This window comes from Dyadobacter luticola, from assembly GCF_005860805.1.
In the GTDB taxonomy this organism is placed as follows: domain Bacteria; phylum Bacteroidota; class Bacteroidia; order Cytophagales; family Spirosomataceae; genus Dyadobacter; species Dyadobacter luticola.
On the sequence record NZ_VCEJ01000002.1, the window covers coordinates 1,381,213 to 1,407,535 of the forward strand.

Here is a 26,323-nt window from a genome sequence, read left to right on the forward strand (position 1 = left end):
TGCTAACTTCTACCGCTTTGGGGCAGTCCGAAAGTTATTCATTACTTTTTGAAGGATACCCAAACAATCAGTAATTTCGTGGCTTCAAGCATTTGAACATTTACCTTTTATTTTGATTTATGTCCGATCTAATTCAATGGGAAACCATTAAAGAATACGAGGAAATCCTCTTTACACTGCACGAAGGAATTGCCAAAATAAGTATAAACCGGCCGCACAAGCACAACGCATTCACCCCACTTACTGTCACCGAAATGATCGACGCGATGCACATTTGCCGCGAAGATCCGCGGATTGATGTGATCATTTTGACCGGCGAAGGTGGAAAAGCATTCTGCTCGGGCGGCGACCAGTCGGTAAGAGGTCACGGTGGCTACATCGGCGATGACCACGTGCCGCGTTTGAATGTGCTCGATTTACAACGCATGATCCGATCTATTCCTAAGGCGGTAATTGCGATGGTCGCTGGCTGGGCCATCGGCGGCGGCCACGTTTTGCATGTGATTTGTGACATTTCTATCGCTGCTGAGAATGCACGTTTTGGACAAACCGGGCCGAAAGTTGGAAGTTTTGACGGCGGATTTGGTGCCTCATATCTGGCGCGGGTCGTAGGTCAGAAAAAAGCACGTGAAATCTGGTTCCTTTGTGACCAATATGACGCGCAGGAAGCATTGCAAATGGGTTTGGTCAATAAAGTAGTTCCTCTGGAAGAGCTGGAAAAGACGACTGTTGAATGGTGTAAGAAAATCCAGGAGAAAAGCCCGCTGTCTATCAGAATGCTAAAAAGCGCGTTTAATGCTGAGCTCGACGGACAAGCTGGTATCCAGGAACTTGCAGGAAATGCGACATTGCTTTACTATCTCAGCGAAGAAGCAAAAGAGGGACAAAGATCGTTTCTTGAAAAAAGAAAACCTGATTTTAGTAAATTCCCGAAGTTTCCCTGACAAATATCTCTGCCATTTTTAGCTAAAAACAAAAACCAAACCGACACTTCAATGCAATATTGGCTTCTCAAATCTGAACCCAGCGCTTATTCCTGGGACGACCTTGTAGAACAAAAAGAGGGAATGTGGGACGGCGTGCGCAATTACGCGGCGCGCCTGAATCTGATGGCCATGAAAAAAGGCGATCTGGCGCTTTTTTACCACAGCAATGAAGGTAAGGAAGTAGTTGGCATTGTTAAGGTTTCAAAAGAACATTATCCCGATCCCACCGCAAAAGAAGGTAACTGGGTTGTTGTGAATGTAGTGCCGGTTGAAAAGTTTCCGAAGACGGTGACCCTCGCGCAGATCAAAGCAGACGACCGGTTGAAAGAAATGGCGCTCGTGAAATTGTCGAGGCTATCCGTAGGACCTGTAAGGCCCGAAGAATTTGATGTAATTGTTGGATTGGCACATGATTAAAAACAGGCTTTCCGGTTTGAGAGCGAAGCTTTTACTGGTTTCCTTGCTCCTGTTGTCGCTCAAAATGATGGGACAGGGGGTGAAAAGGATAGAACTTCCTTTGTCCGGGAACATGGCCTACCAGACCGTTCCGCTCGGCGAGCAGGGCGTTTTGTTGATTTCAAAACCGGACCGCGGCACATTTAATGTTCAGAAGTTTGATGCCGAGCTGAACCGCGTCTGGGCCATCGACGGGCCTATCGAATCGAACCTGGACTACATGGCTTCTTCCTATGACGGGCAAGCCGTTTTTTTGCTTTTTAGTAAATACCGCAGCACATTATACCAGATTGTGAAAGTCAATGTCGGCCCGGGTTTCGTGGAGACATTTACCATTAACACGCTTGACCGTTTTGAAATCACCGATTTTAAAACATTGGGCTACTCGGTATTTATGGCAGGAATGGTCAGAAACGAACCTGTGCTGATCTATACCCAGCTTACTACTTCTCAAACCAAAGTTTTGCCGTCGGCAATCAAAGGCTCGAATGCGATCCAGACAGTGGAAGTGGACACTGCGCAGCATTTGGTCAATGTTTGTTTTGCAGTTAAAAAAGGGCGACAAACCAAGATTGTTGCCAGGTCTTATGAAGAAACCGGCGAGCTGTACACCCAGGTTACTGTCGATCCCGAAGACGATTATTCGCTTCTGAGTGGCAGATTGCAGGTACTGAATGATTCTGTGCGCATTGTCATCGGCACTTATGGTTACCGGAATATGCAGAGTAGCGCAAACGCGGCTTCGCAAGGGTTATACATTACTAAAATTGTCGGTAACGAGACGGTTTTCACTCGCTACCATAGTTTCACAGACTTCAAGAACTTCTTCAATTTCATGAATGAGCGCCAGCAGGAAAAGATGGAAAAGCGCATTCGTAAAAAGAAGGAAAGCGGCGATGATCTGAAACTAAATTACCGGCTCCTGGTGCATGACATTGTACCGAAAAACAAGGATTTCCTGCTCGTAGCCGAAGTTTTTTATCCTGAATACCGCTACCAAAACCAGAATATGATGGGCGGATTTGGTTACGGCAGCATGGTGGGTTATCCTTTCGGGATGGGTCTTTACAATCCTTATTTATGGAACCCGATGTACGGCGGCCGCGGCTATAACCAGCAGGTTTTTGACGGATTTACCTACACCCACGCCATCGTGGCGGATGTGGATGAAAATGGTAAGCTGGTTTGGGATAATAGTCTGAGTTTCGACAATGTGAAAAGCATGGACCTGCGTGAAAAAATCAAAGTCCAGACATTCTCAAATGGAAATTCGCGCCTGGTTTACAGCCATAATGGCGCGATACGCAGCAAGATCATCAAAGGTGATCAGGTGATTGACAGCGACCGGGTGATCCCCAACGAAACGTATGTTGAAGGCGATAAAGTCCGCCGAACCAGCACCGACGACATTGATTACTGGTACGGCAACTTTTACCTGGCGTGGGGCGAGCAGCGCATCGTCAATGCAGCCGGCGATCCGCAAACCCGCGGACGTCGTAATGTTTTTTACTTAAATAAGATAGCTTATTAAAAGGCTATCGACCTCTCATGATTCTTCTTTCACCAGACAACCTTACTGATTACCAACTGATTGATACCGGCGGCTTTGAAAAGCTGGAACGATTTGGTCAATACATTCTTGCACGTCCCGAGCCGCAGGCGATTTGGGATAAATCGCTTTCGGAGGAAGAGTGGGAAATGCAAGCGCATGCGGTTTTTAAAAAAGATAAAAATTCGCAGGAAAAAGGCCAGTGGATTTTGAAACCTGGCATGCCGGATAAGTGGGTTTTTCAGTACAGAAATAAGGATTTGCACCTTCGGGCGAAACTAGCATTGTCAGCATTCAAGCATGTCGGCGTATTTCCTGAGCAAGCTACTAACTGGGATTTTATTTCTAAAACCCTGAAAAAGAATACGGAAGACAAGCCAAATGTGCTTAATCTTTTCGCCTACACCGGCATTGCGTCCCTGGCTGCGAAGGCGGCGGGCGCGGATGTAACGCATGTCGATTCGATCAAACAGGTGATCAGCTGGTCGCGGGAAAATATGCAGCTGAGCGGGCTGGACAACATTCGCTGGGTGGTGGAAGATGCGATGAAATTTGTGCAACGGGAAGTGCGGCGCGGGAATAAATACAATGGTATAATCCTCGATCCGCCGGCTTATGGTCGCGGGCCAGATGGGGAAAAATGGCTTCTGGAAGAAAGTTTGAATGAAATACTCCGACTTTGTGCCCAGCTTTTGAAGGACAAAGATTTCTTTTTTATTATCAATCTTTACTCGCTGGGTTTCTCGGCTTTGATCGTCGAAAACCTGATCAAAGCACATTTCGGCACGGACGTAAAACATGAATTCGGCGAGCTTTTTATCCCGGATTCTTTTGGCAAAAAGCTGCCGCTGGGCGTATTTTCCCGATTTTCGGATCAGGATTCCTGAAACATTTAGAATGCAATCAAGCTTTTTTTCATATCTCACTTTGCTTTTTCTGGCCGGTCTCGGCGGGCTGAATATTTCTTGTCAGAGCGATGCCAGAAATTCGACGCGCATTCCGCCGGTGATCAAAAAGTCGAAAGCGCAGTGGGAAAATGATGCCTTACTTTCTCTTACTGATCTGATTAACAGAGGTATCGATTCGGATCTCAATTATTTCAAAAGAGCGCGCATTCATTTTGACCGGGAACAATATTCCGAAGCACTGGATGACGTGAATGAGTCGATTTATGAGCAGGACAATGTGAGTGATTATTTTTTATTAAGAGGAAAAATCTACCGCGAGCTGAACAAAATCGACGAGGCGCTGGAAGATGCGCAGCGGGCGGAAGCGTTGCAGCAAAGCAGTCCTGAACTATATGTACTGCTGGCCGACATTCTCCAAGCGAAAGGCAGATTCAACGAAGCGACGGGCTATTTGAACCAGGCTTTGAAAATGGCACCTTACGACGGTCCGGCTTATTATGTGAAAGGCATGCTACAAGCCCGGCAGGGTGATTCGACGGGAAGTTTGACGAGTTTTGATTATGCCATTAAGGTCAATCCCAAGTTGTTACGGGCTTATGAGCAGAGCATTATCATTCTCAGAAAGCTGGGTAACACCGATCGGGCGCTTGCGGTAAACGAGAAAGCGATCAAGCGATTTCCAAAAGATGCAAACCTGTTTTTCGAGCGCGGACAGATCTTTAATGTACTTGCCAAACCGGATACCGCGCTGCTGAACTACGAAAAAGCGCTCGCAATCAATCCCGATTATGAGGATGCGCAATATCAGGTGGCTACGGTGGCGATTCAGCTGAGAGAATTTTACAGAGCATTACCTGCGCTGGACAAACTTTATAAGAAAAAACCTAAGTCGAAGGAAATCAATAACATGCTCGGTTTTTGTTACGAAAAAATCGGGGATTATGAAAAAGCGCGGGGATACTATGGCACTGCGCTGGTAGTTGCGCCCGGCGACCAGGATGCGCGGTATGGTTTGTACCGGATCAGGCAGCGGGAAAATGAGGCATTGGGCCAATCGTATTATCCGGATGAAAATGTCCGTCCGACTTATAAACTGCTGGATACGGCCCGCGTAAAAATCAATGTGATCAAACCGCGGGGCACGACAAATATCCGCGTGGACTCGACGCGAAAAGCTAAAATTCAATAGATTTGCAGATTAGAGAATTATTGTCACAGAATTAAATTTTGAATGAAAGACGAGTCTCAAGTTAAAATTACCCTGCCCGATGGTAGCGAACGTTTTTACCCGAAAGGTGTAACTGCGCTCGAAATCGCACTCAGTATTAGTGAAGGACTTGCGCGGAATGTGATTGCCGCGAAAGTCAACAGTGAAATTTGGGACCCTACGCGTCAGATCACGGAGGATTCGCTGGTGAAGCTTCTCACGTGGAATGACGAAGATGGTAAGTCAACATTCTGGCATTCTTCTGCCCACTTGCTGGCCGAAGCTTTGGAAGCTTTGTATCCAGGCGTGAAATTCGGTACCGGGCCTTCTATTGAAAAAGGTTTTTACTATGACGTGGATCTGGGTGATAAATCTTTGTCCCAGGAAGATTTTCCAAAGATCGAGGCGAAAATGCTCGAACTGGCGCGTCAGAAAAATGAATATGTCCGCAAGCCGATCAGCAAAGCGGACGCATTGGAATATTTTACCCAAAAAGGCGACGAGTACAAACTGGAACTGATTGACGGTCTGGAAGATGGCTCGATTACTTTATACGAGCAAGGTGGATTTACCGACCTCTGCCGCGGTCCACACATTCCGAATACCGGATTTATCAAGGCTGTCAAACTGACCAACATTGGTGGCGCTTATTGGAGAAATAAGCAGGAAAATAAAATGCTTACCCGCATTTACGGGATCACTTTTCCAAAACAGAAAGAACTGGAAGAATACGTGACCCTGATGGAGGAAGCCAAAAAACGCGACCACCGCAAGCTTGGAAAAGAGCTGGAATTGTTTGCTTTCTCTGAAAAAGTAGGGCAGGGATTACCATTGTGGTTGCCAAAAGGTGCCATGCTGCGTGAAAGATTGCAGGCATTTTTGAGTAAGGCGCAATCGAGAGCTGGCTATACGCCCGTGGTGACGCCGCACATTGGCAGCAAGGAATTGTACGTGACTTCCGGTCACTGGGATAAATATGGCAAGGATTCGTTCCAGCCGATTAAAACCCCGAACCCGGGTGAAGAGTACATGCTCAAACCAATGAACTGCCCGCATCACTGCGAGATTTATAAAACTTCTCCCCGCTCCTACAAAGATCTGCCGCTGCGGTTCTCGGAATTTGGGACAGTTTATCGTTATGAGCAAAGCGGCGAGCTGCATGGATTGACCCGCGTGCGCGGTTTTACACAAGATGACGCGCACATTTTCTGCCGCCCTGATCAGGTGAAGGAAGAATTTATCCGGGTGATCGACCTCGTATTATATGTTTTTAAATCACTTGGTTTCGACGATTACAGCGCGCAGATTTCTTTGCGTGACCCAAGTAACACCCAGAAATACATTGGTAAGGACGAAGATTGGGAAAAAGCAGAAAGTGCGATCATCGAAGCTGCGGCAGAACGCGGCCTGAGCACCGTAACTGAATTGGGCGAAGCTGCATTCTATGGTCCAAAGCTGGATTTTATGGTGCGTGACGCTTTGGGACGTAAGTGGCAGCTGGGTACAATCCAGGTTGATTATCAGCTTCCGCAACGTTTCAGCCTTGAATACACTGGCTCCGACAACCAGAAACACAGACCGGTAATGATCCACCGTGCGCCTTTTGGTTCGATGGAAAGGTTTATTGCGATCTTGATCGAAAACACGGCCGGCCAGTTCCCGCTGTGGCTGTCTCCGGACCAGATTGCGATATTGCCGATTTCGGAAAGGTTTGCAGATTACGCCGAAGAAGTGTTTTTCAAATTGCAGGACGACGATATCCGTGGCTTTGTGGATCATCGCGATGAGAAGATCGGTCGGAAGATCCGGGATGCGGAAGTGACCAAGGTACCGTTTATGCTGATTGTTGGAGAGAAGGAAATGGCGGAAGGAAAGCTTTCGGTACGCCGCAAGGGCGAGGGCGACCTGGGCAGCATGACGGTGGAAGAATTCGTTGCTTTTTTCAAAAAAGAGGCGAGCATTTGATGTTTTTCCAAATAATTACTATTATTCTGTTCGTAAGGCACTATTTTTGTTAGCTCAATGTTACCTTTTTTGATTTTCACCAAAAAAACCAAATAACACCAATCCAAATTATATGGCATTAAGACCCCCTAGTGGAAGGTTAAGAGTTCCTGAAGAACCTTATAAAATTAACGATCGAATTACAGCAAAAGAAGTACGCCTGGTTGGAGAAAACATTGAGCCGGGAATAGTTGATATTAATACCGCCAAAGCACTTGCTAAGGCGCAAAGCCTTGATCTTGTTGAAATTGCACCAACAGCGGTACCGCCGGTTTGTAAAGTGGTCGACTACTCCAAGTTCAAATACGAGCAGAAAAAGAAGCAAAAAGAAATAAAAGCGAAGGCGCAGAAAGTGGTCATCAAAGAGATCAGGTTCGGCCCTAATACCGACGATCACGACTTTGATTTCAAATTGAAGCATGCCCAGAACTTCCTTAAAGAAGGATCGAAAGTAAAAGCTTACGTGCATTTCGTAGGGCGTACGATCGTCTTCAAAGAGCGCGGTGTAAACCTTTTGAACAAATTTTCAGAAGCACTTTCAGATTTTGGAAAGCTGGAAATGGAGCCGAAGCTGGAAGGTAAAAGAATGACGATCATTCTGGCACCAGCGCCTGCCAAGAAATAAGGATATCATCATATAGTAAATCGTGTTTCTGACTTCGGTCGGGGGCACGATTTTCATTTTACCAACATTTTGGCTAATTTCGCGCGCTGTTTTATATTTTATCAACTATTATTTTTTTGAATCATGCCTAAAATGAAAACCGTTTCTGGGGCTAAAAAGCGTTTCGCGCTGACTGGCACAGGAAAAATCAAACGTAAACACGCGTTTCACAGCCACATCCTGACTAAAAAATCAAACAAGCGCAAGCACGGTTTGGTTAAAACGGGTCTGATCGATGTGTCTAACCACAAGCAGGTTTTGGCAATGCTTGGAAAGCAATAAGCCAAAGCCATTTTATTTGAGTTAACACTCAGGTTTTTTGTTCAACCCGATGAAAGGCTTTTAAGACTCAGCAGAGCGCCGATTATCAAAAACAGTTAAAGTTATGCCACGTTCAGTGAACCACGTTGCGTCGCGTGCAAGACGTAAAAAAGTAATGAAACTCGCGAAAGGCTATTTTGGCCGTCGCAAAAATGTATGGACCGTTGCCAAGAATGCCGTAGAGCGCGGTTTGGCTTACGCATACAAAGGCCGTAAGCAGAAAAAACGTAATTTCCGCGCATTGTGGATCCAGCGTATCAACGCAGGAGCACGCGAGCATGGATTGTCTTACTCCGCTTTCATCGGCAAGCTAAGTGCAGCAGGCATTGAGCTAAACAGAAAAGTTCTCGCTGACCTGGCGATGAACCACCCGGACGCATTCAAAGCGATCGTTGATCAGGTAAAATAAAACAGCATCCCCCGCTAACCCCGGGGGATTTTTTTGCCCCTTCCCTACACTTTACAATTATTTAATTCCCGCTCAAAGGAAACGTTGGTACTTTAGTAGCCTTGTCGGGTATTAAAGCTAAGCCCCTAAACCAACATTTTCCTGTTCATGGAGTCCAGAAGAGATTTTATTAAGAAAGCCACCATGCTGACCGGCGCGGCCGGAATGTTCACCTCCGTGCCCGCCTCGATCCAGAATGCGCTGGCGATTGATCCCAAAAAAGGAAGTACTTACCTTGATGCAGAGCATGTTGTGATCCTGATGCAGGAAAACCGCTCGTTCGATCACGCTTATGGTGCGTTGCGGGGTGTTCGTGGTTTCAATGATCCGCGGGCGATCCGTCAGCCGAATAAAAATCTGGTCTGGCTGCAGACCAATGCTGCCGGGGAAACGCATGTTCCTTTCCGATTAAATATGCGGGAATCCAATGCAACCTGGATGGGCTCGCTGCCGCACTCCTGGACAAACCAGGTGGATGCGCGGAACAATGGAAAATACGATCAGTGGCTGATTGCAAAACAAGCCGGACATAAGGATTATGCTAAAATGCCCCTCACGCAGGGATTTTATAATAGGGAAGACATTCCTTTTTACTATGCCCTGGCAGATGCATTCACCGTTTGCGATCAGAACTTTTGCTCTTCACTAACCGGCACCACGCCAAACCGGCTATACTTATGGACGGGTACCGTCCGCGAAACACCTGATCCTGAAAAAAGTTACGCGAATGTTCGCAACGAAAATGTGGATTATGGCGATGAGGCAAAGTGGACCACATTTCCCGAGCGGCTGGAAGACAATGGTATTTCCTGGCGGATTTATCAGAATGAGCTCAGCATTGATACCGGATTTGTGGGCGAGGAAGATTCCTGGCTGGCCAATTTTACCGACAACCCGATCGAATGGTTTTCACAATACAACATCCGCTACCACACGGGTTACCAGACTTACCTGAAATCGCAGGTGGCCAAATTGCCAGGCGAGATTGAAAACTCCCGGAAACAAGTGAAGACAATGTCCGGCAAGGATGCGGAAGCATTTGAAAAGAAGATCCAGGAAAAAGAAGCTTCGCTGAAACTGGCGAAGGAAGAGTTGGTAAGATGGAGCCCTGAGAATTTTGCAAAACTTTCCCAGCGCAGCAAAAACATTCATCAAAAAGCCTTTACAACCAACAAGAAAAATCCCGACTACCGCAAAATTACAACCGTAAAATATATGGACGGCGACATCGAGCACGAGGCAAAAGCGCCGCTGGGAGATGTTTTACATCAATTCAGGACCGACGTCAAAACCGGTAAGCTTCCCACAGTATCCTGGCTGGTGGCGCCGGAAAATTTCTCAGATCACCCGACTTCGCCTTGGTATGGTGCCTGGTATGTTTCGGAAGTAATGGACATTCTCACGTCTGACCCAGAAGTCTGGAAGAAAACCATTTTTATTTTATGCTATGATGAAAATGACGGTTATTTCGATCACGTACCGCCATTTTCAGTTCCTAATCCTTATCAGGAAGATTCTGGTGCGGTATCAAAAGGCATCGACTGCAAAACCGAGTATGTCACCTTGGAGCAGGATATGATCAAAAAGCCTAAGAAGGATTCCCGCGAAAGTCCGATCGGGCTGGGTTACAGGGTACCTTTGGTGGTAGCTTCGCCCTGGAGCCGCGGCGGGAATGTTTGCTCGGAGGTTTTTGACCACACTTCTATTTTGCAGTTTCTCGAAAAATTTGTGAGCCATAAATCGGGCAAGCAGGTGAAGGAAACCAACATCAGCGAGTGGCGACGGACGATCTGCGGCGACCTTACCTCTACATTTATTCCTTATGAAGGTCAGAAAATTGGCTTGCCGACTTTCCTGCAACGTGACGAGTTTATGGAAGGCATTTATAATGCGAAATTTAAAAAGCTGCCGAACAATTATAAGGCTCTGAGCAAAGAGGAGATCCAGGAAGTCAACAACGATCCGCTGCTCTCCCCGATCCTGCCAAACCAGGAAAAAGGAATGCGCCCAGCCTGCCCGATTCCATACGAATTGTTTGCCGATGGCTCTTATAACTCTGACAAAAATGCATTTGAAATAAAGCTGGAAGCCAGAAATGACAGTTTTAAAGAGAAGGCAGCCGGCGCTCCTTTCATGGTTTATGCGCCAGGAAAGTATAAAAACGAGCAGGTTAAAGTCTGGAATTATGCAGTGAAAGCGGGTGATGCCCTTAAAGGATCATGGAAACCGGAGGATTTCGAGGATGATAAATACCATTTGATCGTCTACGGCCCGAATGGTTTTATGCGGGAATATCAGGGAAAAAAGGAAAATGCCAATGTGCTGGTTTCAAGCCGGTACGGGACGGATAAAAATAAAAAGTCACAGGCGATTTTATTCCTGGATTTCAAATCTTCAAAACCCTGCACATTAACCATCAAAGACAATGCTTACGGCGCTGTCATTCAGAACATTAAGCTGGATCAAAAAGTAGCAGATGGTAAAGTGACTGTGCCGGTTTCAGTTGGTAAAAATTTCAACTGGTACGACTTGTCGATCAGTATCGAAAATAACCCGGACTTTTTGTGGCGTTACGCCGGACATATTGAAACCGGCGCGCTCAGCCAAAGCGACCCTTTCATGGGGCAAATGATCAGTTGATTCTTTTCAGTAAGTCAGGCCGCGAGTCGGCCTGACACTTTGTCATTCCCGATTTTAAGATAGGATTCTGGTACGGGGTTTTTAATAAATCCCGAAGCGAACGGACTTGTCCGACAGCGAAATCAACACAGAATCAAATTATATCTTAACTTTTAATATAAAACAATGGGAAAAATTATTGGCATAGACTTAGGAACAACGAACTCCTGCGTGGCTGTCATGGAGGGTAACGAGCCGGTTGTAATTGCAAACAGCGAAGGCGCGCGCACCACTCCTTCCGTGGTTGCATTCATGGATAATGGTGAACGCAAAATCGGAGCACCGGCCAAACGTCAGGCGATCACTAATCCCAAGCATACTATCAGCTCCATAAAGAGATTTATGGGCAAAAAATACGACGACACGACCAGCGAAATCAAAACCGTTGCGTACAGTGTAGAGAAAGGACCTAACAATACGCCTCGTATTCCTATCGGGGACAGGCTATATACCCCACAGGAAGTTTCTGCATTCATTTTGCAAAAAATGAGACAAACTGCGGAAGATTATCTGGGCCAGGAAGTGACTGAGGCGGTTATTACCGTACCAGCTTACTTTAATGATGCAGAGCGTCAGGCTACCAAAGAAGCAGGTCAGATTGCAGGTTTGGATGTGAAACGTATCATCAACGAACCTACTGCTGCTGCGCTTGCTTACGGTCTTGACAAGCAGCACATGGATATGAAAATCGCTGTTTTTGACTTGGGTGGCGGTACTTTCGACGTATCTATCCTGGAATTGGGCGACGGCGTTTTCGAAGTAAAATCTACGGACGGTGATACACACTTAGGTGGTGACGACTTTGACCAGGTGATCATAAATTGGCTGGCGGACGAATTCCAGAAAGACGAAAACGTTGACCTGAGAAGAGATCCGATGGCGCTGCAACGTTTGAAGGAAGCGGCTGAGAAAGCGAAAGTTGAATTGTCGAGCTCTACGCAGACTGAGATTAACTTACCATACATTTTCCCGGTTGACGGTATTCCGAAACACTTGGTGCGCACATTGACCCGTGCGAAATTCGAGCAGCTGGCGGATTCCTTGTTCCTGAGAATGATGGAGCCTTGCAAAAGAGCTATGAAAAATGCAGGCTATTCCAACAGCGACATCAATGAAGTGATTCTGGTGGGTGGTTCGACCCGTATCCCTAGGGTACAGGAAGAAGTGGAGAAATTCTTTGGAAGAAAACCTTCTAAAAACGTCAACCCGGATGAAGCAGTTGCAGTTGGTGCGGCGATTCAGGGTGGTGTTTTGACAGGTGAAGTAAAAGATGTACTTCTGCTGGATGTGATCCCGCTTTCTTTGGGTATCGAAACACTGGGTGGTGTATTTACTAAACTGATCGACGCAAACACGACGATTCCTTCGAAAAAAACGGAAACATTCTCGACTGCTGCGGATAACCAGCCTTCTGTTGAGATCCACGTTTTGCAGGGAGAACGTCCGATGGCAACTCAAAACCGGACACTTGGCCGGTTCCACTTGTCCGATATTCCACCGGCACAGCGCGGTACGCCACAGATCGAAGTAACATTTGATGTGGATGCAAACGGTATCCTGCATGTGTCTGCGAAAGATAAAGGGACCAATAAGGAGCAAAAAATCCGTATCGAAGCATCCAGCGGTTTGACCGATGCCGAAATCACCAGAATGCGTGAAGAGGCAAAAGCAAACGAAGCGGCTGACAAAGCGGAACGTGAAAAAATTGAGAAGATTAACGGTGCTGACAGTTTGATTTTCTCAACTGAAAAACAACTGAAAGAATTTGGCGATAAACTTTCAGCAGGTAACAAATCTGCCATTGAAAGTGCCCTTGAAGAGTTGAAAACGGCACATTCAAGCCAGAACCTGAGCGGGATCGACTCGGCGATGGAGAAATTGAATGGTGCATGGCAGGCCGCTTCTCAGGAAATGTACGCACAGGGAGGTGAAGGCCAACCAGGTGCAGGCCCGACCGGCGAACCTAATCCGGGAGCCGGAGCAGGCAGCAACGGTGCCGCTACCGACGATGTGACGGATGTAAATTTTGAAGAAGTTAAATAAGGACTTCGATTAAAATCCCCATCCTAACCGGTGGGGATTTTTTTTACACATTTTAAAACAGCGGTGCCACTTCTGGCATCAAATTTTAGTAAAGCCTATTACACAAGTCATCAATTAAAAACCTGTTACTAAAATTCTAATCACATATGGACGCAAGGATCGCATTACCAGAATTGATGTATTTATCTCCAACAACCCGCGAAAAGGCGGTAATGATTGCACAAGAACTTTTAAGATCCGATAACATTTCCCCTCGCGACGCGGTAGCCAAAGCAATTTTGATTGCTAAAAACTGGGCTGTTAAAAATGTCAACCGCAGTGTCTGGAAAAAATTGAAGTCCATCGAAAAAGAAATCATATGATAGGTCCTGAGCTGAAATTCAAAGATCAGGTCGTGATCGTTACCGGTTCGAGTTCCGGAATCGGTAAGGCCTGCGCGATACACTTTGCAAACCAGGGGGCGCATGTGGTGGTTAATTACAGTTCCAATGCCGAAGAAGGACAAAATACGCTCGATGAGATTTTGTCCAATGGTGGTAGTGGAATTTTGGTCAAAGCGGATGTAAGCCGGGAAGAGGAAGTGCTTGCCATGTTCCGGGAAACGATCAATAAGTTTGGAAAACTGGATGTGCTGGTCAGCAATGCGGGTTTGCAGAAGGATTCTCCTTTTCTGGAAATGACTTTGCAGCAGTGGCAGAAAGTGATCGATGTGAACTTGACCGGAATGTTCCTTACGTGCAGGGCAGCCGCCAGGCAGTTTGTATCTCAGGTCGAAAATGCCACGGAGCCTTCTCACAGTGAGCTTTCTATTGGTAAAATCATCCTAATGAGTTCAGTGCACGATGTCATTCCCTGGGCCGGACATGTGAATTATGCCGCTTCAAAAGGTGGTATCATGATGTTCATGAAATCCATTTCACAAGAATTGGCACCTCATAAAATCCGCGTCAACTCAGTAAGCCCGGGAGCGATCAAAACTCCAATTAATAAAGAAGTCTGGTCCGATCCAAATAAATATAATGATCTATTAAACCTGATTCCATACAAAAGAATCGGTACACCACAGGATGTTGCAAAGGCGGTAGCCTGGCTGGCGTCGGATGATTCTGATTATGTAAACGGAGAAACATTATACATTGACGGCGGGATGACACTTTATCCCGAATTTGCCGATAATGGTTAAGTCAAAAAATACTTCATCAATAAAGAAAACCGTCAGAGATAGCTCTGGCGGTTTTTTATTGCTCTATCTAGAACATTACTTTGCCGAAATCAGCCTAGATTTGTAAATCAAATTATCACGCTTCACAATGAAAATATTGACAGACCTCTTCACAAAACGTCCCTGGCTTGCTTGGTTCTGGACATTATTGATTTTGGTAGCTTGTACCTGGCCAGGAAAAGATCTGCCCGCCGCACCCATGATGGGATTTGACAAAATCGTCCACGTAAGCCTGTTCTTCGTGTGGACTATCTTGTGGCTTTTGGTATACCCTCAAAAAAGTACGCTGCTCGTGATAGCCGGTATGGCTTACGGTGTGGGGCTGGAATTTTACCAGCAGCTTCTGCCGTTCGACCGCACATTTGACTGGTGGGATGCTGCGGCAGATGCTGCTGGGGTACTTGTAGGATTCGTATTTTACTGGCTGGTTTTCAGAACTTACCGCCAGCGCTTGTATTGATTGATCAGACCGTTGGTTGAGCTGTCGTGGTTGCTCACCGGCCAATCGTTTTGTAGTTCAGGATAAATTTTATTGGCGAGCTGCTTGCCCAATTCTACACCCCACTGGTCGAAGCTGTAAATATTCCAGATGATACCCTGCACGAAAATCTTGTGCTCGTACATCGCAATCAGACTTCCCAAAACTTTCGGGGTGATTTTTTTAACTAAAATAGAGTTGGTTGGACGACTGCCGGAGAAGATTTTAAACGGCGCGATCTGGTCTATCTCCTCCTGACTTTTTCCTGAGGCTTTCAGTTCGGCTCTCACTTCCTCGTCGGTTTTGCCATTCATTAAAGCTTCCGTCTGCGCAAAAAAGTTAGACAAAAGCATCATATGGTGCTCGCCAAGCGGATTGTGGCTGATAGCAGGAGCGATAAAATCACAAGGAATCAGCTTCGTTCCCTGGTGGATCAGCTGATAAAATGCGTGCTGACCGTTGGTACCAGGCTCTCCCCAGATCACCGGGCCAGTTTGATAGGTAACGGGCTTGCCGTTTCTACCCATACTTTTACCATTACTCTCCATATCTCCCTGCTGGAAATAAGCCGCGAAACGGTGCATATATTGGTCATAAGGCAAAATAGCCTGCGTTTGCGCATCGAAAAAGTCATTGTACCAGACGCCCAGCAAACCTAAAATCACCGGAATGTTTCGCTCCAACTTGGTCGTCCTGAAATGTTTATCCATTTCATGCGCACCCGAAAGCAGCTGCTCAAAGTTTTGGAAACCAATAAAACAGGCAATCGACAAACCAATAGCCGACCACAGCGAGTAGCGCCCTCCTACCCAATCCCAGAACCCGAACATATTGTCCGGATCGATTCCGAATTTTTCTACCTCGGTCTGATTGGTTGAAATCGCTACGAAATGTTTTTTCACAAACTGCTCATCCTTCGCCTTTTCCAGAAACCAGCTTCTGGCGCTATGTGCATTCGCCATCGTTTCCTGCGTGGTGAATGTTTTGGAAGCGATCATGAACAATGTTGTCTCCGGATTCAGCGGCTTCACCGTTTCGGCAATGTGCGTACCGTCTACATTGGAAACGAAATGCACATTCAACCCCGGCTTGCCGTACGCTTTCAACGCTTCGGTCACCATCACCGGGCCCAGGTCGCTGCCGCCGATACCAATGTTGACCAGATCTGTAATTTCTTTTCCGGAATAACCTTTCCAGGAACCCGAGCGGATCCTGCCGGAAAAGTCTTTCATTTTTTCTAAAACGGCATTTACGTCCGGCATAACATCCTTGCCGTCAACCAGCACAGGCTCATTAGAACGGTTGCGCAGGGCAGTGTGCAAAACAGCACGTCCTTCCGTCGCATTGATTTTCTCACCGGTAAACATCGCTTCGATCGCATTTGCCAAACCAGCTTCCTCAGCCAGCTGGACCAGGTAGCCACGCGTGCGTGAGGTGATGCGGTTTTTGGAATAGTCGAGCAAAATATCCCCGAAGCGGATTGAAAATTTCTTGGCGCGTTCCGGTTCTTCTTCAAAAAGCGTTTTAATGTGCTTTTGAGAAATGTTTTTATAATGTGATTTAAGCTTTTTATAAGCAGGCAATTGATCAAAGGGCACGTTAGATAGCATCGCTAATGGTGTTTTGGTAAAAAAATCAACCTTGATCTCGCAAAAATATGAGTTTACAGCACTTTAACGCGCTTTTTAACATTAACCTGCATCACACACCCCTTTGAAATAACCGATCGACTCGGCGATCCCGACGAGCGGATCTTTCATATCTTTCTCATATTCAAGACTCACCACACCCGGATATTTGATTTTCCGCAATGTTTTTACAAAAGCAGGAATGTCGATCACGCCTCTTCCCAGCTCGACGGCTTTGCCATCTTTCGCCGCCTCGGTCACGTTTTTCAGGTGAATGTCGAAAACACGTTTGGCATATTTGGCAAGATCAGCCACAGAATCCTGATTATCCCGACGGTTATGCCCAATGTCAAAACATAGGCCGACACGCGGATCGAGGTCTTTCACGAGATTGATAACCGACGCAGCATTAGGATACAGCTTGTCCTCCGGCCCGTGGTTATGAATGGCATATTTGATATCGTATTCCTTCACCTTCTGCTCCACATACTTCAAATCTTCATGATTTGGAATGCCGACGATGAGCTTCACGCCCACACGTTTTGCATAGTCAAATGCATTATCAATCTGCTGGTGGTCTTTGGTATAGATCGGCCCGACGGCGTAACCGGTGACGCCGACTTCTTTTAATTTGGCATGAAAAGCGGTGATTTGCTCGGGTGTGCTGTTAAAGGGCAGGTGGAAATCTTTGATGCACAGATAATGTACATCCACTTTTTTCATCATGTCCAAAGACTCGTCGAGCTTGAAATTGACAAAACTAAAACCAGCGATCCCTAATTTGAATGTGTCTTCTTTTTTGGATGGAGCTACGCCCGCCTGACTATTTTGAGGAAAATTCAGCAGGCTTCCGGCTACGAGGCCAGCAACTCCTTTTTTGACAAATGTTCGTCTCGAATTCATTAATATCCGTTTTGATTTGACCTAAATATATAAAGACGAACTCCGGCCGATTTACCACCCACTTCCTCAAATCTTCAATTTCACCCCTATCCGATTGATTAAGCCGGTCACAATGATGACCAGCAATGCAAAACACATGGATTTGATCAGTCCGATTACGCCGGTTCTTAAAAACATGGGCAAACTAATTCCTAACATGGTAATGATGGCATACCAGACGTAAGGCACCAGGTAACAGGTCAATGTAGAAGTCCCCGCAGGTTTGATCACCTCCGCCCACCATTTTATTTTTTTCAAATCGACCAGCCAAAAAAGAAACGCAAAAGCAATGAAGCTGATCCCGCTGCAAATGCCTACCCAAGCTGGCGTAGCGCGGATTTTGGAGATACCCCAGTAAGGCCGCGTCCCGAAACCGTACAACAATGACAGCACGCCGAGTACCAATAAAATCAGGAGATACACATTCCCCGCGCCGGTTCGCCGGATATATTGCCGGTAAATAACCGACGCCGTGACGCCGCCCATCGCAAAAGCGGGCATCGATCCGCTGCCTACAATCCACACATATTTCCTGATCGGATCCACAATGCCGAGCATATGCGAAAATTCCGCCAGATTGAAAATAACCAGAAACAACCAGCCCCCGACGACTCCAAACAGGTTATCACCTGCAAAGAAATAGATCATGGCGCTAATGAGGTACGACCAGCCGATCAGCCCCAGGATACCATACCAATGTGTACCCATGCTCACCGGATGCGCCGGATCGCCGCCTTTGTAAGCCACCGCCAGCCCCGCAAGGATGACATAACCGATCAATTTGTAGCTGGCGTATTTCAGCTCGCCTTTTGACGGGTAAGAATTCCAGATTAGAAAAAAGGCTAGTACCATGAGCAGCGACCATACGGACTTGCTGATCACCATACCACTGACGGCAGTTTCGAGATTAACAAGGTAGATACCCATCACCAGCAGCGCAAATGTGCGTTCCAGAATATGGTAAATGACTATAATCGGCGTGTCCCCTTTTGCCTTGCGGTTGGAAATCGCAAACGGGATCGAGAGCCCGACGATAAAGAGAAACCCGGGAAAAACAACATCGGAAACACCCATCGCATCATCTGCACCTTTGCTGTGTTCCAGCCACCACGGCACGCCTTCCAGCGTCCAAAGGTCATTTACAAAAATCATCAGGAACATCGTCAACGCTCTGAAAACGTCAATCGAATCCAGGCGCAGGGAGGGTACTTTCAAGTCCATGTTAAAGAGAGAGCGGTTTAGGATTCCTAATATAATACCAAAACACCTAATCTTACTCCAATACCAGCCACGTATAGCCTTTACCAGGGATTTTTACAGTAAGATTCACCTCGTAATTCCTGTCAACTTTTACAATTTTTGCAGCGCCCTCTTTCTCCCGGATTTTGATGGCTTCATGCTCGCCGGTATAGTAGGTAGGCAGTGTAACAGCTCTTTCAATTTCCTCAGCAAGAGGATTGTAGAGCATGACCAGTGCTTTTTCTTTCAACGTGGGATTGATGTGCATGATGCCGTCCCAGTCGCGCCCGTCGGCCCGGCGCAGGTGGATAATGTCAGAATTAAGAATGTTGCGGTATTTTTTGTACCAGGTGATTACCTCGGCGACTTTTTTGCGGGTTGTTTCGGTGTCGTACAATCTTGGGCCGCGATAGCAAGCCTGGATTCCCGCGCCGAAATATTGCATCATCAGCTGCTCATAAGCATCAAGATGTTCGGATAATGGTTCAAGGATTGCGTCATCGGAGCCGCCCTGGTATTTGGTGAGCGGCACAAATCCCCAGACCATCGAGGGCGTTTCATTCCAGGTTGCGTCGAAAATGTTCTGCCGGTTTAGGATCTTTTGCTGGTCGCGGGAAAGGGAAAAATTTACTTCGCGGTAGCCCAGCCCAACTTTATGCGTGCCATCCAGGAAATACCAGTCCGGCGCATTCACATATATGCCATTTTCATTGCACCAATGATACAACCTTTTTTGCAGCTCCATCTGCCGCCACTGCGAATCTTCCAGTCCTGTGTGACCAGGGTGCGTCTTCGAAGCGCAAACATCGCCCGGATACGGGCCGTCGTTTTCGAAAATGTTAAAACCGGTGTAACCCATAAACTTTTTGAGCTTTTCGAGGTAAGTCAGTCCCCACTTACTGCCCAGGCACGGTGCATTGCCAAAGAACGCACCGCCCGGTTTGCCGGTTTTTGGGTCGATCACATCGGTTTCGTCGTCGATTTTTCTGGAACTGAAAAGGGAATAGCTTCCGATGAATATGTGCTTACTATGCGCGTAATCGGCCAATTCTTTCCATTTATTTAAATTATTGGCCGAAGTATCTTCCATATCACAATGACTTCCAAAACTTAAAATCAATGCCTCATAACCCGTGGCGGCACATTGATCGATCGCCGTACGCACTTCCTGATCATTCTTGCTGACCAAATGCATGAAAATTGGGTTACTGGTTGTCCAGGGAACAATCGTGCGATACATTCTCCTGATTGCCAGGCCTTTTCTTTCCCGGTCATAACTGTCCTGCAAAAGCTCGTAAGTCCGTACCGATTCCAATGTTTCACCTTTTTTCAAAGTCATCCCCATATTCCGGGCAGGATGCACTTCCAGTAGGCAAGGTGTTTTGAAATCATAATTGACCTGCGAAGTATAGCTTGGATCAGTGACCCAGTTCGTCGCCTGATCGCTCAGGTTATAGCGCATCGAATTGTTGAACGCGAAGTTATTCTCCACATAAATACCGTTGGGCTTGGCCATCTTTTCAAGAGAACCCACTACCGCACTTTCCTCTTCTACCAACGCAAGTATCTCATTCACAACTTGGTCAACCGTCACAGCACCTGACGAATTGTTTTGCACAGTCACCCATTTGCTGATCAGCGGAATGCCGTCGAACAAAGAATAATGTACCGAAACGTTCACGCCTGCCAGCGCCGGGAATGTTGATTTGTAGCGAAATGTGATGGTTTTTCCCTTTGCCTGATTTTTATTGCCGGTCCACATTTCGGTTTTCCAGTTTAGATAAGGCTTAATTTCCGAAACAGTAAAACCGACATAGTGAAAAGAACTGTCCGCAGATTTCAGGTTTTCGACCCACTCTGGCAGCAGGTAGCCATTTTCTTTTTGACCAAATAAGCCACCCAAGTTGTAAGAGATACCATTGATGGTAACCCGCGCCTCCGGTTTTACGGCTCGCAGTAATTGTTGCCCGGTTGTCAGATTGGTAAAATCGGTGCAAGCCAAATCCGGCGTCAATCGAAATGTCCTTTTAATTAGACCGTTATCGAGAATAATGTTTTTGCCATCGGCCGATTTGAAGATGCCGGCCTTTTGAGTTTCAGGTTTAAGCAGCCAGTCGGTCGCTGGTTTTGGGGAGGGTTTCCAGACGGGAAGGTTTTGCGCCAGCGACGCAGAAAATGCGATTAGCAGCGTAAAAAGTAAGGTTGAGAGTCGTTTCATCAGGTTAGGAATAAAGCCGGAAGTTAACGTAATGCGGCTTCGCTAACCAATTTCGGACGAAACAATCCTTTATAAAGCGGCGCAAAATTCGAGCGTCCTGATCAGGTCCGGCTCTTTGTCTAGATTAATGCTGTTGTCCTTCATAAAATCAGCGATCGCGCGTTTCTTTGAAGGAAAATATTTCAGGATATTATTGCGGTTTGCCGGGGCTACCCTTCTGTTTTTATCAACTAAAAAATAAGATGATACTCTTTTCAGCAGCACCCTCACCTGACCTTCCAGATATTGCTGCCGCCCGTCCTGATTGGTAAAAGACGAAAAGCTGGAAATCGCGGAAGTCTCTGAATATTGACCGTAGGCAGCAGGTTTCTCATTACCCATCGAAGCGAAATTTTGCTTGCGTCCAAGCTGCACATTTCCGTAATCGCCGGTAATTTCAATGTGTCCATGACCGCGCTGGTAGTAATAAACACTGTTCCCAATGACAATCCGGTCTACCAGATCCGGTTCTGTCAAAAGTAAGGTATCCCGCTGCGGCCCGATGAACATTACCTGGCTCTGGACCAGATTATAATTGAACTTGCCTTTGGAAATCCGCCCGCCGCGCAAATACGCCTGCCCGTCCAGGAATTGGTCAAATTGAAACTGCTCGCGATATGGAATGATGTGATTAATGTTGGAGCCGCTTTTGATACGGTACAAATTCGGTTTGTCCTGCGCGTACGCCGCATGCAGTCCTACGCAAACAATAATTATAGTACTGATCAGCTTCATAGGGCTCTGGCTAGGATTGAAACATTTAAATATTCCTTTTTAAATTTAAACAAATCCAGCAAAAAATATCTTTTTCTGTCTTTTTAAATTCTTCTTACTCTTTAACTTTTATAGAGATTATTCTTCCCAACTTCCGGAATGTGATCCTTCTTCGGTCTTTGTTGAATTTTCTACGGCGCAGTTGATTGCCTCCATTTCGCGCTCGGTCAGGTTTCGCCACATTCCTACCGGCAAATCTTTTAGCGATACATTCATGATCCGTACCCTTTTTAATTTCGTCACATTATAACCCAGATACTCGCACATTCGGCGGATCTGGCGGTTCAGGCCCTGTGTCAGGATGATTGTAAAAACGTAGCTGCTTTCTTTTTTTACAAAACATTTACGGGTAACCGTGTCCAAAATCGGCACGCCGGATGACATTCTATTCACAAACTCAGGCGTGATCGGCTTATCGACCGTCACGACATACTCTTTTTCATGATTATTTCCGGCGCGAAGGATTTTATTAACGATATCCCCGTCGCTGGTCAGAAAAATGAGGCCTTCGGAAGGTTTATCGAGCCGACCGATCGGAAAAATGCGCTGCGGGTGGCGGATGAAGTCAATAATGTTGCCCTTGATGTTCCGCTCAGTCGTGCAGGTTATCCCCACCGGTTTGTTGAATGCAATGTATACGGCCGCTTTTTTCTCACGCAGCGGTTTTCCGTCGACGCGCACATCGTCGGCGTCCGAAGCTTTATCACCCAAAACCGCCTTCTTGCCATTCAAGGTGACGCGGCCCTGCTCCACCAGCTTGTCGGCTTCCCTGCGCGAGCAAAAACCGGTTTCGCTGATGAATTTATTAATGCGTATCATAAAAATTATCTTGTCAAAATCAAAGATTCCGGCCTTTCACCTCTTTAACTGTCGGTAACAAATTTTAAATAAAAATAAGATAGAACCACTGCATCTATATGAAAAATCGTATTCTGCTAAGTCAGTTCCTGCTTTGGATTGCTGTGATATCACTTCAAGCACAGCCTCCAAGGCGTCCTGTGGAAGTTATTGTCAGCGCCGACCATGAAGACTGGACTTACAAGCCCGGTGAAAAAGTACAATTTACCGTCCAGGTGCTGCGCAACGGCTACCCGGTGAAAAATGCCCAGGTCCGCTACGAAATCGGACTTGAAAAACTGGACCCTACTATTAAAGAAACAAAAACCGCCGCCGATGGTAAGCTGACGATCGACGGGGGAACATTAAAAACACCTGGCTTTTTGCGCTGCATTGCATGGGCCAATGTGGATGGCGGCGAATTCCGCGGGCTGGCTACGGCCGGTTTCGATCCGTTGAAAATTCAGCCAACCGTCTCAAATCCCGACGATTTTGATAAATTCTGGGAAGATGCAAAAAAGGAACTCGCTAGTGTGCCGATGGATGCTAAAATGACTTTGCTGCCTGAGCGCTGCACGGAAAGAACCAATGTCTATCACTTGAGTTTGCAAAACCACAAACAAAACCTGCGGGTTTACGGTATTCTCAGTATTCCTAAAAAAGAAGGAAAATATCCGGCATTATTAAAAGTGCCAGGCGCAGGTGTGCGGGCTTACTATGGCGATCCTGCCACGGCTGACAAAGGAATTATCACTTTGGAAATTGGTATCCACGGGATTCCGGTGACGATGGATCCGAGTGTTTATCTGGATCTGGGAAATGGCGCTTTGAATGGCTATCCTGCTTATAATCTGGACGATAGGGATAAGTTTTATTACAAAAAAGTATATCTCGGCTGTGTCAGGGCAAACGATTTTCTGGTAAGCCTGCCGCAGTTTGATGGTACCAATCTGGCGGTAACCGGCGGAAGCCAGGGCGGCGCATTATCGATCGTCACAGCCGGTCTAGACCCGCGTGTAAAATGGCTGGGCGCATTCTACCCCGCATTAAGCGACGTGACCGGCTACCTCAACGGACGCGCAGGCGGCTGGCCACATTACTTTGATAAAAACGGCATTAAACAAAACAACACCAAGGAAAAGCTGGCCACGATCGGCTATTATGATGTCGTGAATTTTGCAAGAAGGGTAAAAGTGCCTGGCTTTTACATTTGGGGTTTCAATGACGAAACCTGCCCGCCTACTTCCATGTACTCGGCCTATAATGTTACCACCGCGCCGAAAGAACTGAAATTATTCCAGGATACCGGTCACTGGACTTACCAGGAAGAGCGTGATGTGATGAATAACTGGCTGGTAGAGAAGCTGAAAGCGAAATAATCGATACAATCCTTAAACCACTTTTATGGACCGTAGATCATTCATTGAAAAATCGGCATTGGCCGGTGCGGCATTTTCATCATTACCTTTATTAACTTCTTTAAAACGCGCTGCACCTTACAAAACCGCGCTCGTCGGCGCCGGCTGGTGGGGTACCAACATTCTGCGCTGCGCACTGCAAGCCGGTGAATCCAAGCTGGTTGCACTTTGTGACGTAGACGAAAACCAGCTGAAAATCTGCTCGGACGTTGTCTCGAAACTGACGCCCGACAAGCCAAAACTTTACCGCGATTACCGCGAAATGCTGGCCAAAGAAAAGCCGGAAATCGTGATCGTAGCCACACCGGACCACTGGCATCCGCTTTGCTGCATTGCCGCCATCGAGGCAGGGGCGCATGTTTACGTCGAGAAACCGATTTCGCATACCATAAAAGAAGGCCGGGCGATGGTGAATGCCACGCGTAAGCATGGTAAAATCGTGCAGGTGGGGACGCACAGACGGGTTTCGCCGCATAACATTTCCGGGCAGGAATTTCTGAAATCGGGTAAGGTTGGAAAAATCGGGATGGCGCGGGCATTTGTGCATTACGGTGGCGGAGCGGGACAGAAAACGCCTGATAGCGAGGTACCAAAAGGTTTGGACTGGGATTTCTATTGCGGTCCGGCGCAGCTGGTACCTTACAATAAAACCATTCACCCGAAAGGTTTCCGCAACTACCTCAACTTCGCAAACGGAACATTAGGCGACTGGGGTATCCACTGGCTCGACCAGGTTTTATGGTGGTCGGAGCAAAAATATCCAAAGAAAATTTACTCCACCGGCGGCCGCGCCATCAAACAAGACAACACGGATGCGCCTGACCATCAGGTAGCTGTCTATGATTTCGACGGATTTACATTGGAATGGGAGCACCGGACATTCGCTGCCAACAATGCGGAGAAAACGCATCCTCAACAGGCAGTAGGCGTATATTTTTATGGTACCGAAGGCACATTTCACATGGGCTGGCTTGACGGCTGGACATTTTACCCGAGCGACCCGAAAAAGCCCGTCGTCCATCAGGACCCGCAGCTCAACAAGCCTGACGATCAGAACATTCAGCAGCTTTGGGCCAATTTCCTGGAATCAATTAAAACGAACAAACCGCCAATCTGCGAAATCGAAGTTGGGCAAAAATCAACCAATGTGGCTTTGCTGGGAATGCTATCCTACAAACTCGGAAGAAGCATCGTGTGGGACGGAGAAAAAGAAGTAATCGTGGGAGATCCCGAGGCGAATAAATTATTGAGCCGGGAGTATCGAGGGGAGTGGAAGTATCCGGAAGTCTAAAAAAAAGAGGCGTTGGAAATTTCCAACGCCTCTTTTTTTTAATCAATTTTCACCACCTCAGCAGGAATATTATACTGATCCACGACTTCACGGATGAAGCGGACGTGGCCTCTTGGTGCCATGAGGTATAGTTTTGCGCCTTTCATGCCGGCAAGTTCGCTGAGCAGTTTCCATTTGGAAATGCTGCCGCGCAACTGATCGGTTTTCATGGAAACTTCCAGATAATGTCTGTTGAACATATTTACGCCCGTCACATCCGGGGTAAATTTCAGGTTATCAGCCGCCCTTTCATAGGACTTAGGCACTTCGTAACCTTCCATATTCGCCTGTATATCTTTAAAGCCATGAGCTTTTGCCCACTTTACTACAAGCGGGATAAATGATTCCCTTTCCATATATAATTGAAATAATTTTTTCTACCTCCGTCAAAAGGAACTTACACCAAAAATCAAGCTAAACTGAGCAGAGGATTAAAGTTTTGCCTGAAACAGGCCGGCAAGTCAAACAAATATGTCCGAAAGGTAGGCTTTTTTGGACAAAACAGCAAATTTGAGGCATAAATCCCTAATCGTCCAGTTCGTCGAGGAAAGCATTATACGCTCGGGTCAGCTCCTGCTGCGCCTTCACGTTTTTCTGGCTGCGCGCCAGGTCTACACCTTTCTGATAAATCTCTTCCGCTTTTTGAATATTTTCTTCTCCTGCAAAAAATGCCCCGGCGTGATAGTAAGTGGGCAGATAGTCAGGATGTTCTGTCAATAAGATATTAAAAAAGTGTTTTGCCTTGCCCGGATCAAACTTCGCGTATTCAATAGCCAGGGCGTAAATGTTGAAAGGATCGCCGGGATCTTCCTCGTAAAAACCAATCAGAGAGGACAGAATGTTGCTGCTCATAGGTAAGTTATTATGCTTGCATACTATTTGGATTTGCCTTAATTTGCCCGTACAAAGTTATTCCCATAATCGACAAAACAG

Annotated in this window: 24 protein-coding genes; 16 read left to right on the forward strand and 8 right to left on the reverse strand. The window is 46.7% G+C overall.

Features of this window, described 5'->3' with window-relative positions; all coding sequences use genetic code 11:
- The first annotated feature begins 119 nt into the window (after positions 1-119).
- From menB to FEN17_RS05880, 14 genes are all read left to right on the forward strand, one after another.
- On the forward strand, positions 120-944 hold the full coding sequence (gene menB, locus FEN17_RS05815) for a 1,4-dihydroxy-2-naphthoyl-CoA synthase (RefSeq protein WP_138364335.1): 825 nt from the start codon (positions 120-122) through the stop codon (positions 942-944).
- 51 nt (positions 945-995) lie between these two features.
- Positions 996-1,403 (forward strand): EVE domain-containing protein, encoded by a 408-nt coding sequence (locus FEN17_RS05820; protein WP_138364336.1) that lies wholly within the window; start codon positions 996-998, stop codon positions 1,401-1,403.
- Positions 1,396-2,973 carry a hypothetical protein gene (locus FEN17_RS05825; RefSeq protein WP_138364337.1) on the forward strand — a complete coding sequence of 526 codons (1,578 nt, stop codon included), beginning with the start codon at positions 1,396-1,398 and terminating at the stop codon, positions 2,971-2,973. Before FEN17_RS05820 ends, FEN17_RS05825 begins: the two co-directional genes overlap by 8 nt.
- Before the next feature lie 17 nt (positions 2,974-2,990).
- Entirely contained in the window at positions 2,991-3,878 is an 888-nt protein-coding gene (locus FEN17_RS05830; RefSeq protein WP_138364338.1) for a class I SAM-dependent methyltransferase, read from the forward strand.
- A 10-nt stretch (positions 3,879-3,888) separates the two neighbouring features.
- Positions 3,889-5,088, forward strand: coding sequence for a tetratricopeptide repeat protein (locus tag FEN17_RS05835; RefSeq protein WP_138364339.1), 1,200 nt, complete (start codon positions 3,889-3,891; stop codon positions 5,086-5,088).
- Between the two features lie 42 nt (positions 5,089-5,130).
- Complete coding sequence (gene thrS / locus FEN17_RS05840; RefSeq protein WP_138364340.1) at positions 5,131-7,071, forward strand: threonine--tRNA ligase; 1,941 nt, start codon at positions 5,131-5,133, stop codon at positions 7,069-7,071.
- A 112-nt stretch (positions 7,072-7,183) separates the two neighbouring features.
- On the forward strand, positions 7,184-7,735 hold the full coding sequence (gene infC / locus FEN17_RS05845) for a translation initiation factor IF-3 (protein ID WP_138364341.1): 552 nt from the start codon (positions 7,184-7,186) through the stop codon (positions 7,733-7,735).
- 123 nt (positions 7,736-7,858) lie between these two features.
- Positions 7,859-8,056: a 50S ribosomal protein L35 gene (gene rpmI / locus FEN17_RS05850; RefSeq protein WP_138364342.1), complete on the forward strand. Its 198-nt coding sequence runs from the start codon at positions 7,859-7,861 to the stop codon at positions 8,054-8,056.
- 103 nt (positions 8,057-8,159) lie between these two features.
- Entirely contained in the window at positions 8,160-8,504 is a 345-nt protein-coding gene (gene rplT, locus FEN17_RS05855) for a 50S ribosomal protein L20 (RefSeq protein ID WP_138364343.1), read from the forward strand.
- 147 nt (positions 8,505-8,651) lie between these two features.
- Positions 8,652-11,183, forward strand: a complete 2,532-nt coding sequence (locus FEN17_RS05860; RefSeq protein ID WP_138364344.1) for a phosphocholine-specific phospholipase C — start codon at positions 8,652-8,654, stop codon at positions 11,181-11,183.
- A 165-nt stretch (positions 11,184-11,348) separates the two neighbouring features.
- Positions 11,349-13,265, forward strand: coding sequence for a molecular chaperone DnaK (gene dnaK / locus FEN17_RS05865; RefSeq protein WP_138364345.1), 1,917 nt, complete (start codon positions 11,349-11,351; stop codon positions 13,263-13,265).
- A gap of 146 nt (positions 13,266-13,411) precedes the next feature.
- The gene (locus FEN17_RS05870) at positions 13,412-13,627 is read left to right on the forward strand and encodes a hypothetical protein (protein ID WP_138364346.1); all 216 of its coding nucleotides are present in this window, start codon (positions 13,412-13,414) and stop codon (positions 13,625-13,627) included.
- A complete protein-coding gene (locus tag FEN17_RS05875) occupies positions 13,624-14,448 on the forward strand; it encodes an SDR family oxidoreductase (RefSeq protein WP_138364347.1) in 825 nt (274 codons plus the stop codon). The genes FEN17_RS05870 and FEN17_RS05875 overlap by 4 nt, the downstream gene beginning before the upstream one ends.
- Positions 14,449-14,575: 127 nt before the next feature.
- Positions 14,576-14,947, forward strand: coding sequence for a VanZ family protein (locus tag FEN17_RS05880; RefSeq protein WP_138364348.1), 372 nt, complete (start codon positions 14,576-14,578; stop codon positions 14,945-14,947).
- Here the strand turns inward: FEN17_RS05880 and pgi are convergent.
- The 6 genes from pgi to rluF all read right to left on the reverse strand — a co-directional run bounded on the left by pgi (position 14,926) and on the right by rluF (position 22,624).
- On the reverse strand, positions 14,926-16,575 hold the full coding sequence (pgi, locus tag FEN17_RS05885; RefSeq protein ID WP_138364349.1) for a glucose-6-phosphate isomerase: 1,650 nt from the start codon (positions 16,573-16,575) through the stop codon (positions 14,926-14,928). The genes FEN17_RS05880 and pgi overlap by 22 nt on opposite strands.
- Positions 16,576-16,656: 81 nt before the next feature.
- Positions 16,657-17,496, reverse strand: coding sequence for a sugar phosphate isomerase/epimerase family protein (locus FEN17_RS05890; RefSeq protein ID WP_138364350.1), 840 nt, complete (start codon positions 17,494-17,496; stop codon positions 16,657-16,659).
- A 66-nt stretch (positions 17,497-17,562) separates the two neighbouring features.
- Complete coding sequence (locus tag FEN17_RS05895; RefSeq protein WP_138364351.1) at positions 17,563-18,756, reverse strand: DUF5009 domain-containing protein; 1,194 nt, start codon at positions 18,754-18,756, stop codon at positions 17,563-17,565.
- Positions 18,757-18,808: 52 nt separating this feature from the next.
- A complete protein-coding gene (locus tag FEN17_RS05900) occupies positions 18,809-20,992 on the reverse strand; it encodes an alpha-galactosidase (RefSeq protein ID WP_138364352.1) in 2,184 nt (727 codons plus the stop codon).
- A gap of 69 nt (positions 20,993-21,061) precedes the next feature.
- Positions 21,062-21,766, reverse strand: a complete 705-nt coding sequence (locus FEN17_RS05905) for a hypothetical protein (protein WP_138364353.1) — start codon at positions 21,764-21,766, stop codon at positions 21,062-21,064.
- A gap of 117 nt (positions 21,767-21,883) precedes the next feature.
- Complete coding sequence (gene rluF, locus FEN17_RS05910) at positions 21,884-22,624, reverse strand: 23S rRNA pseudouridine(2604) synthase RluF (protein WP_138364354.1); 741 nt, start codon at positions 22,622-22,624, stop codon at positions 21,884-21,886.
- A gap of 98 nt (positions 22,625-22,722) precedes the next feature.
- On the opposite strand from rluF, the gene FEN17_RS05915 reads away from it, so the two are divergent.
- On the forward strand, positions 22,723-24,021 hold the full coding sequence (locus FEN17_RS05915; RefSeq protein ID WP_138364355.1) for an acetylxylan esterase: 1,299 nt from the start codon (positions 22,723-22,725) through the stop codon (positions 24,019-24,021).
- A 25-nt stretch (positions 24,022-24,046) separates the two neighbouring features.
- Complete coding sequence (locus FEN17_RS05920; protein ID WP_138364356.1) at positions 24,047-25,351, forward strand: Gfo/Idh/MocA family protein; 1,305 nt, start codon at positions 24,047-24,049, stop codon at positions 25,349-25,351.
- A 38-nt stretch (positions 25,352-25,389) separates the two neighbouring features.
- On the opposite strand, the gene FEN17_RS05925 is transcribed toward FEN17_RS05920, so the two are convergent.
- Both FEN17_RS05925 and FEN17_RS05930 read right to left on the reverse strand, forming a co-directional pair.
- Positions 25,390-25,746, reverse strand: coding sequence for a hypothetical protein (locus tag FEN17_RS05925; protein ID WP_138364357.1), 357 nt, complete (start codon positions 25,744-25,746; stop codon positions 25,390-25,392).
- Positions 25,747-25,915: 169 nt separating this feature from the next.
- Positions 25,916-26,242: a tetratricopeptide repeat protein gene (locus FEN17_RS05930; protein WP_138364358.1), complete on the reverse strand. Its 327-nt coding sequence runs from the start codon at positions 26,240-26,242 to the stop codon at positions 25,916-25,918.
- Positions 26,243-26,323: the final 81 nt, after the last annotated feature.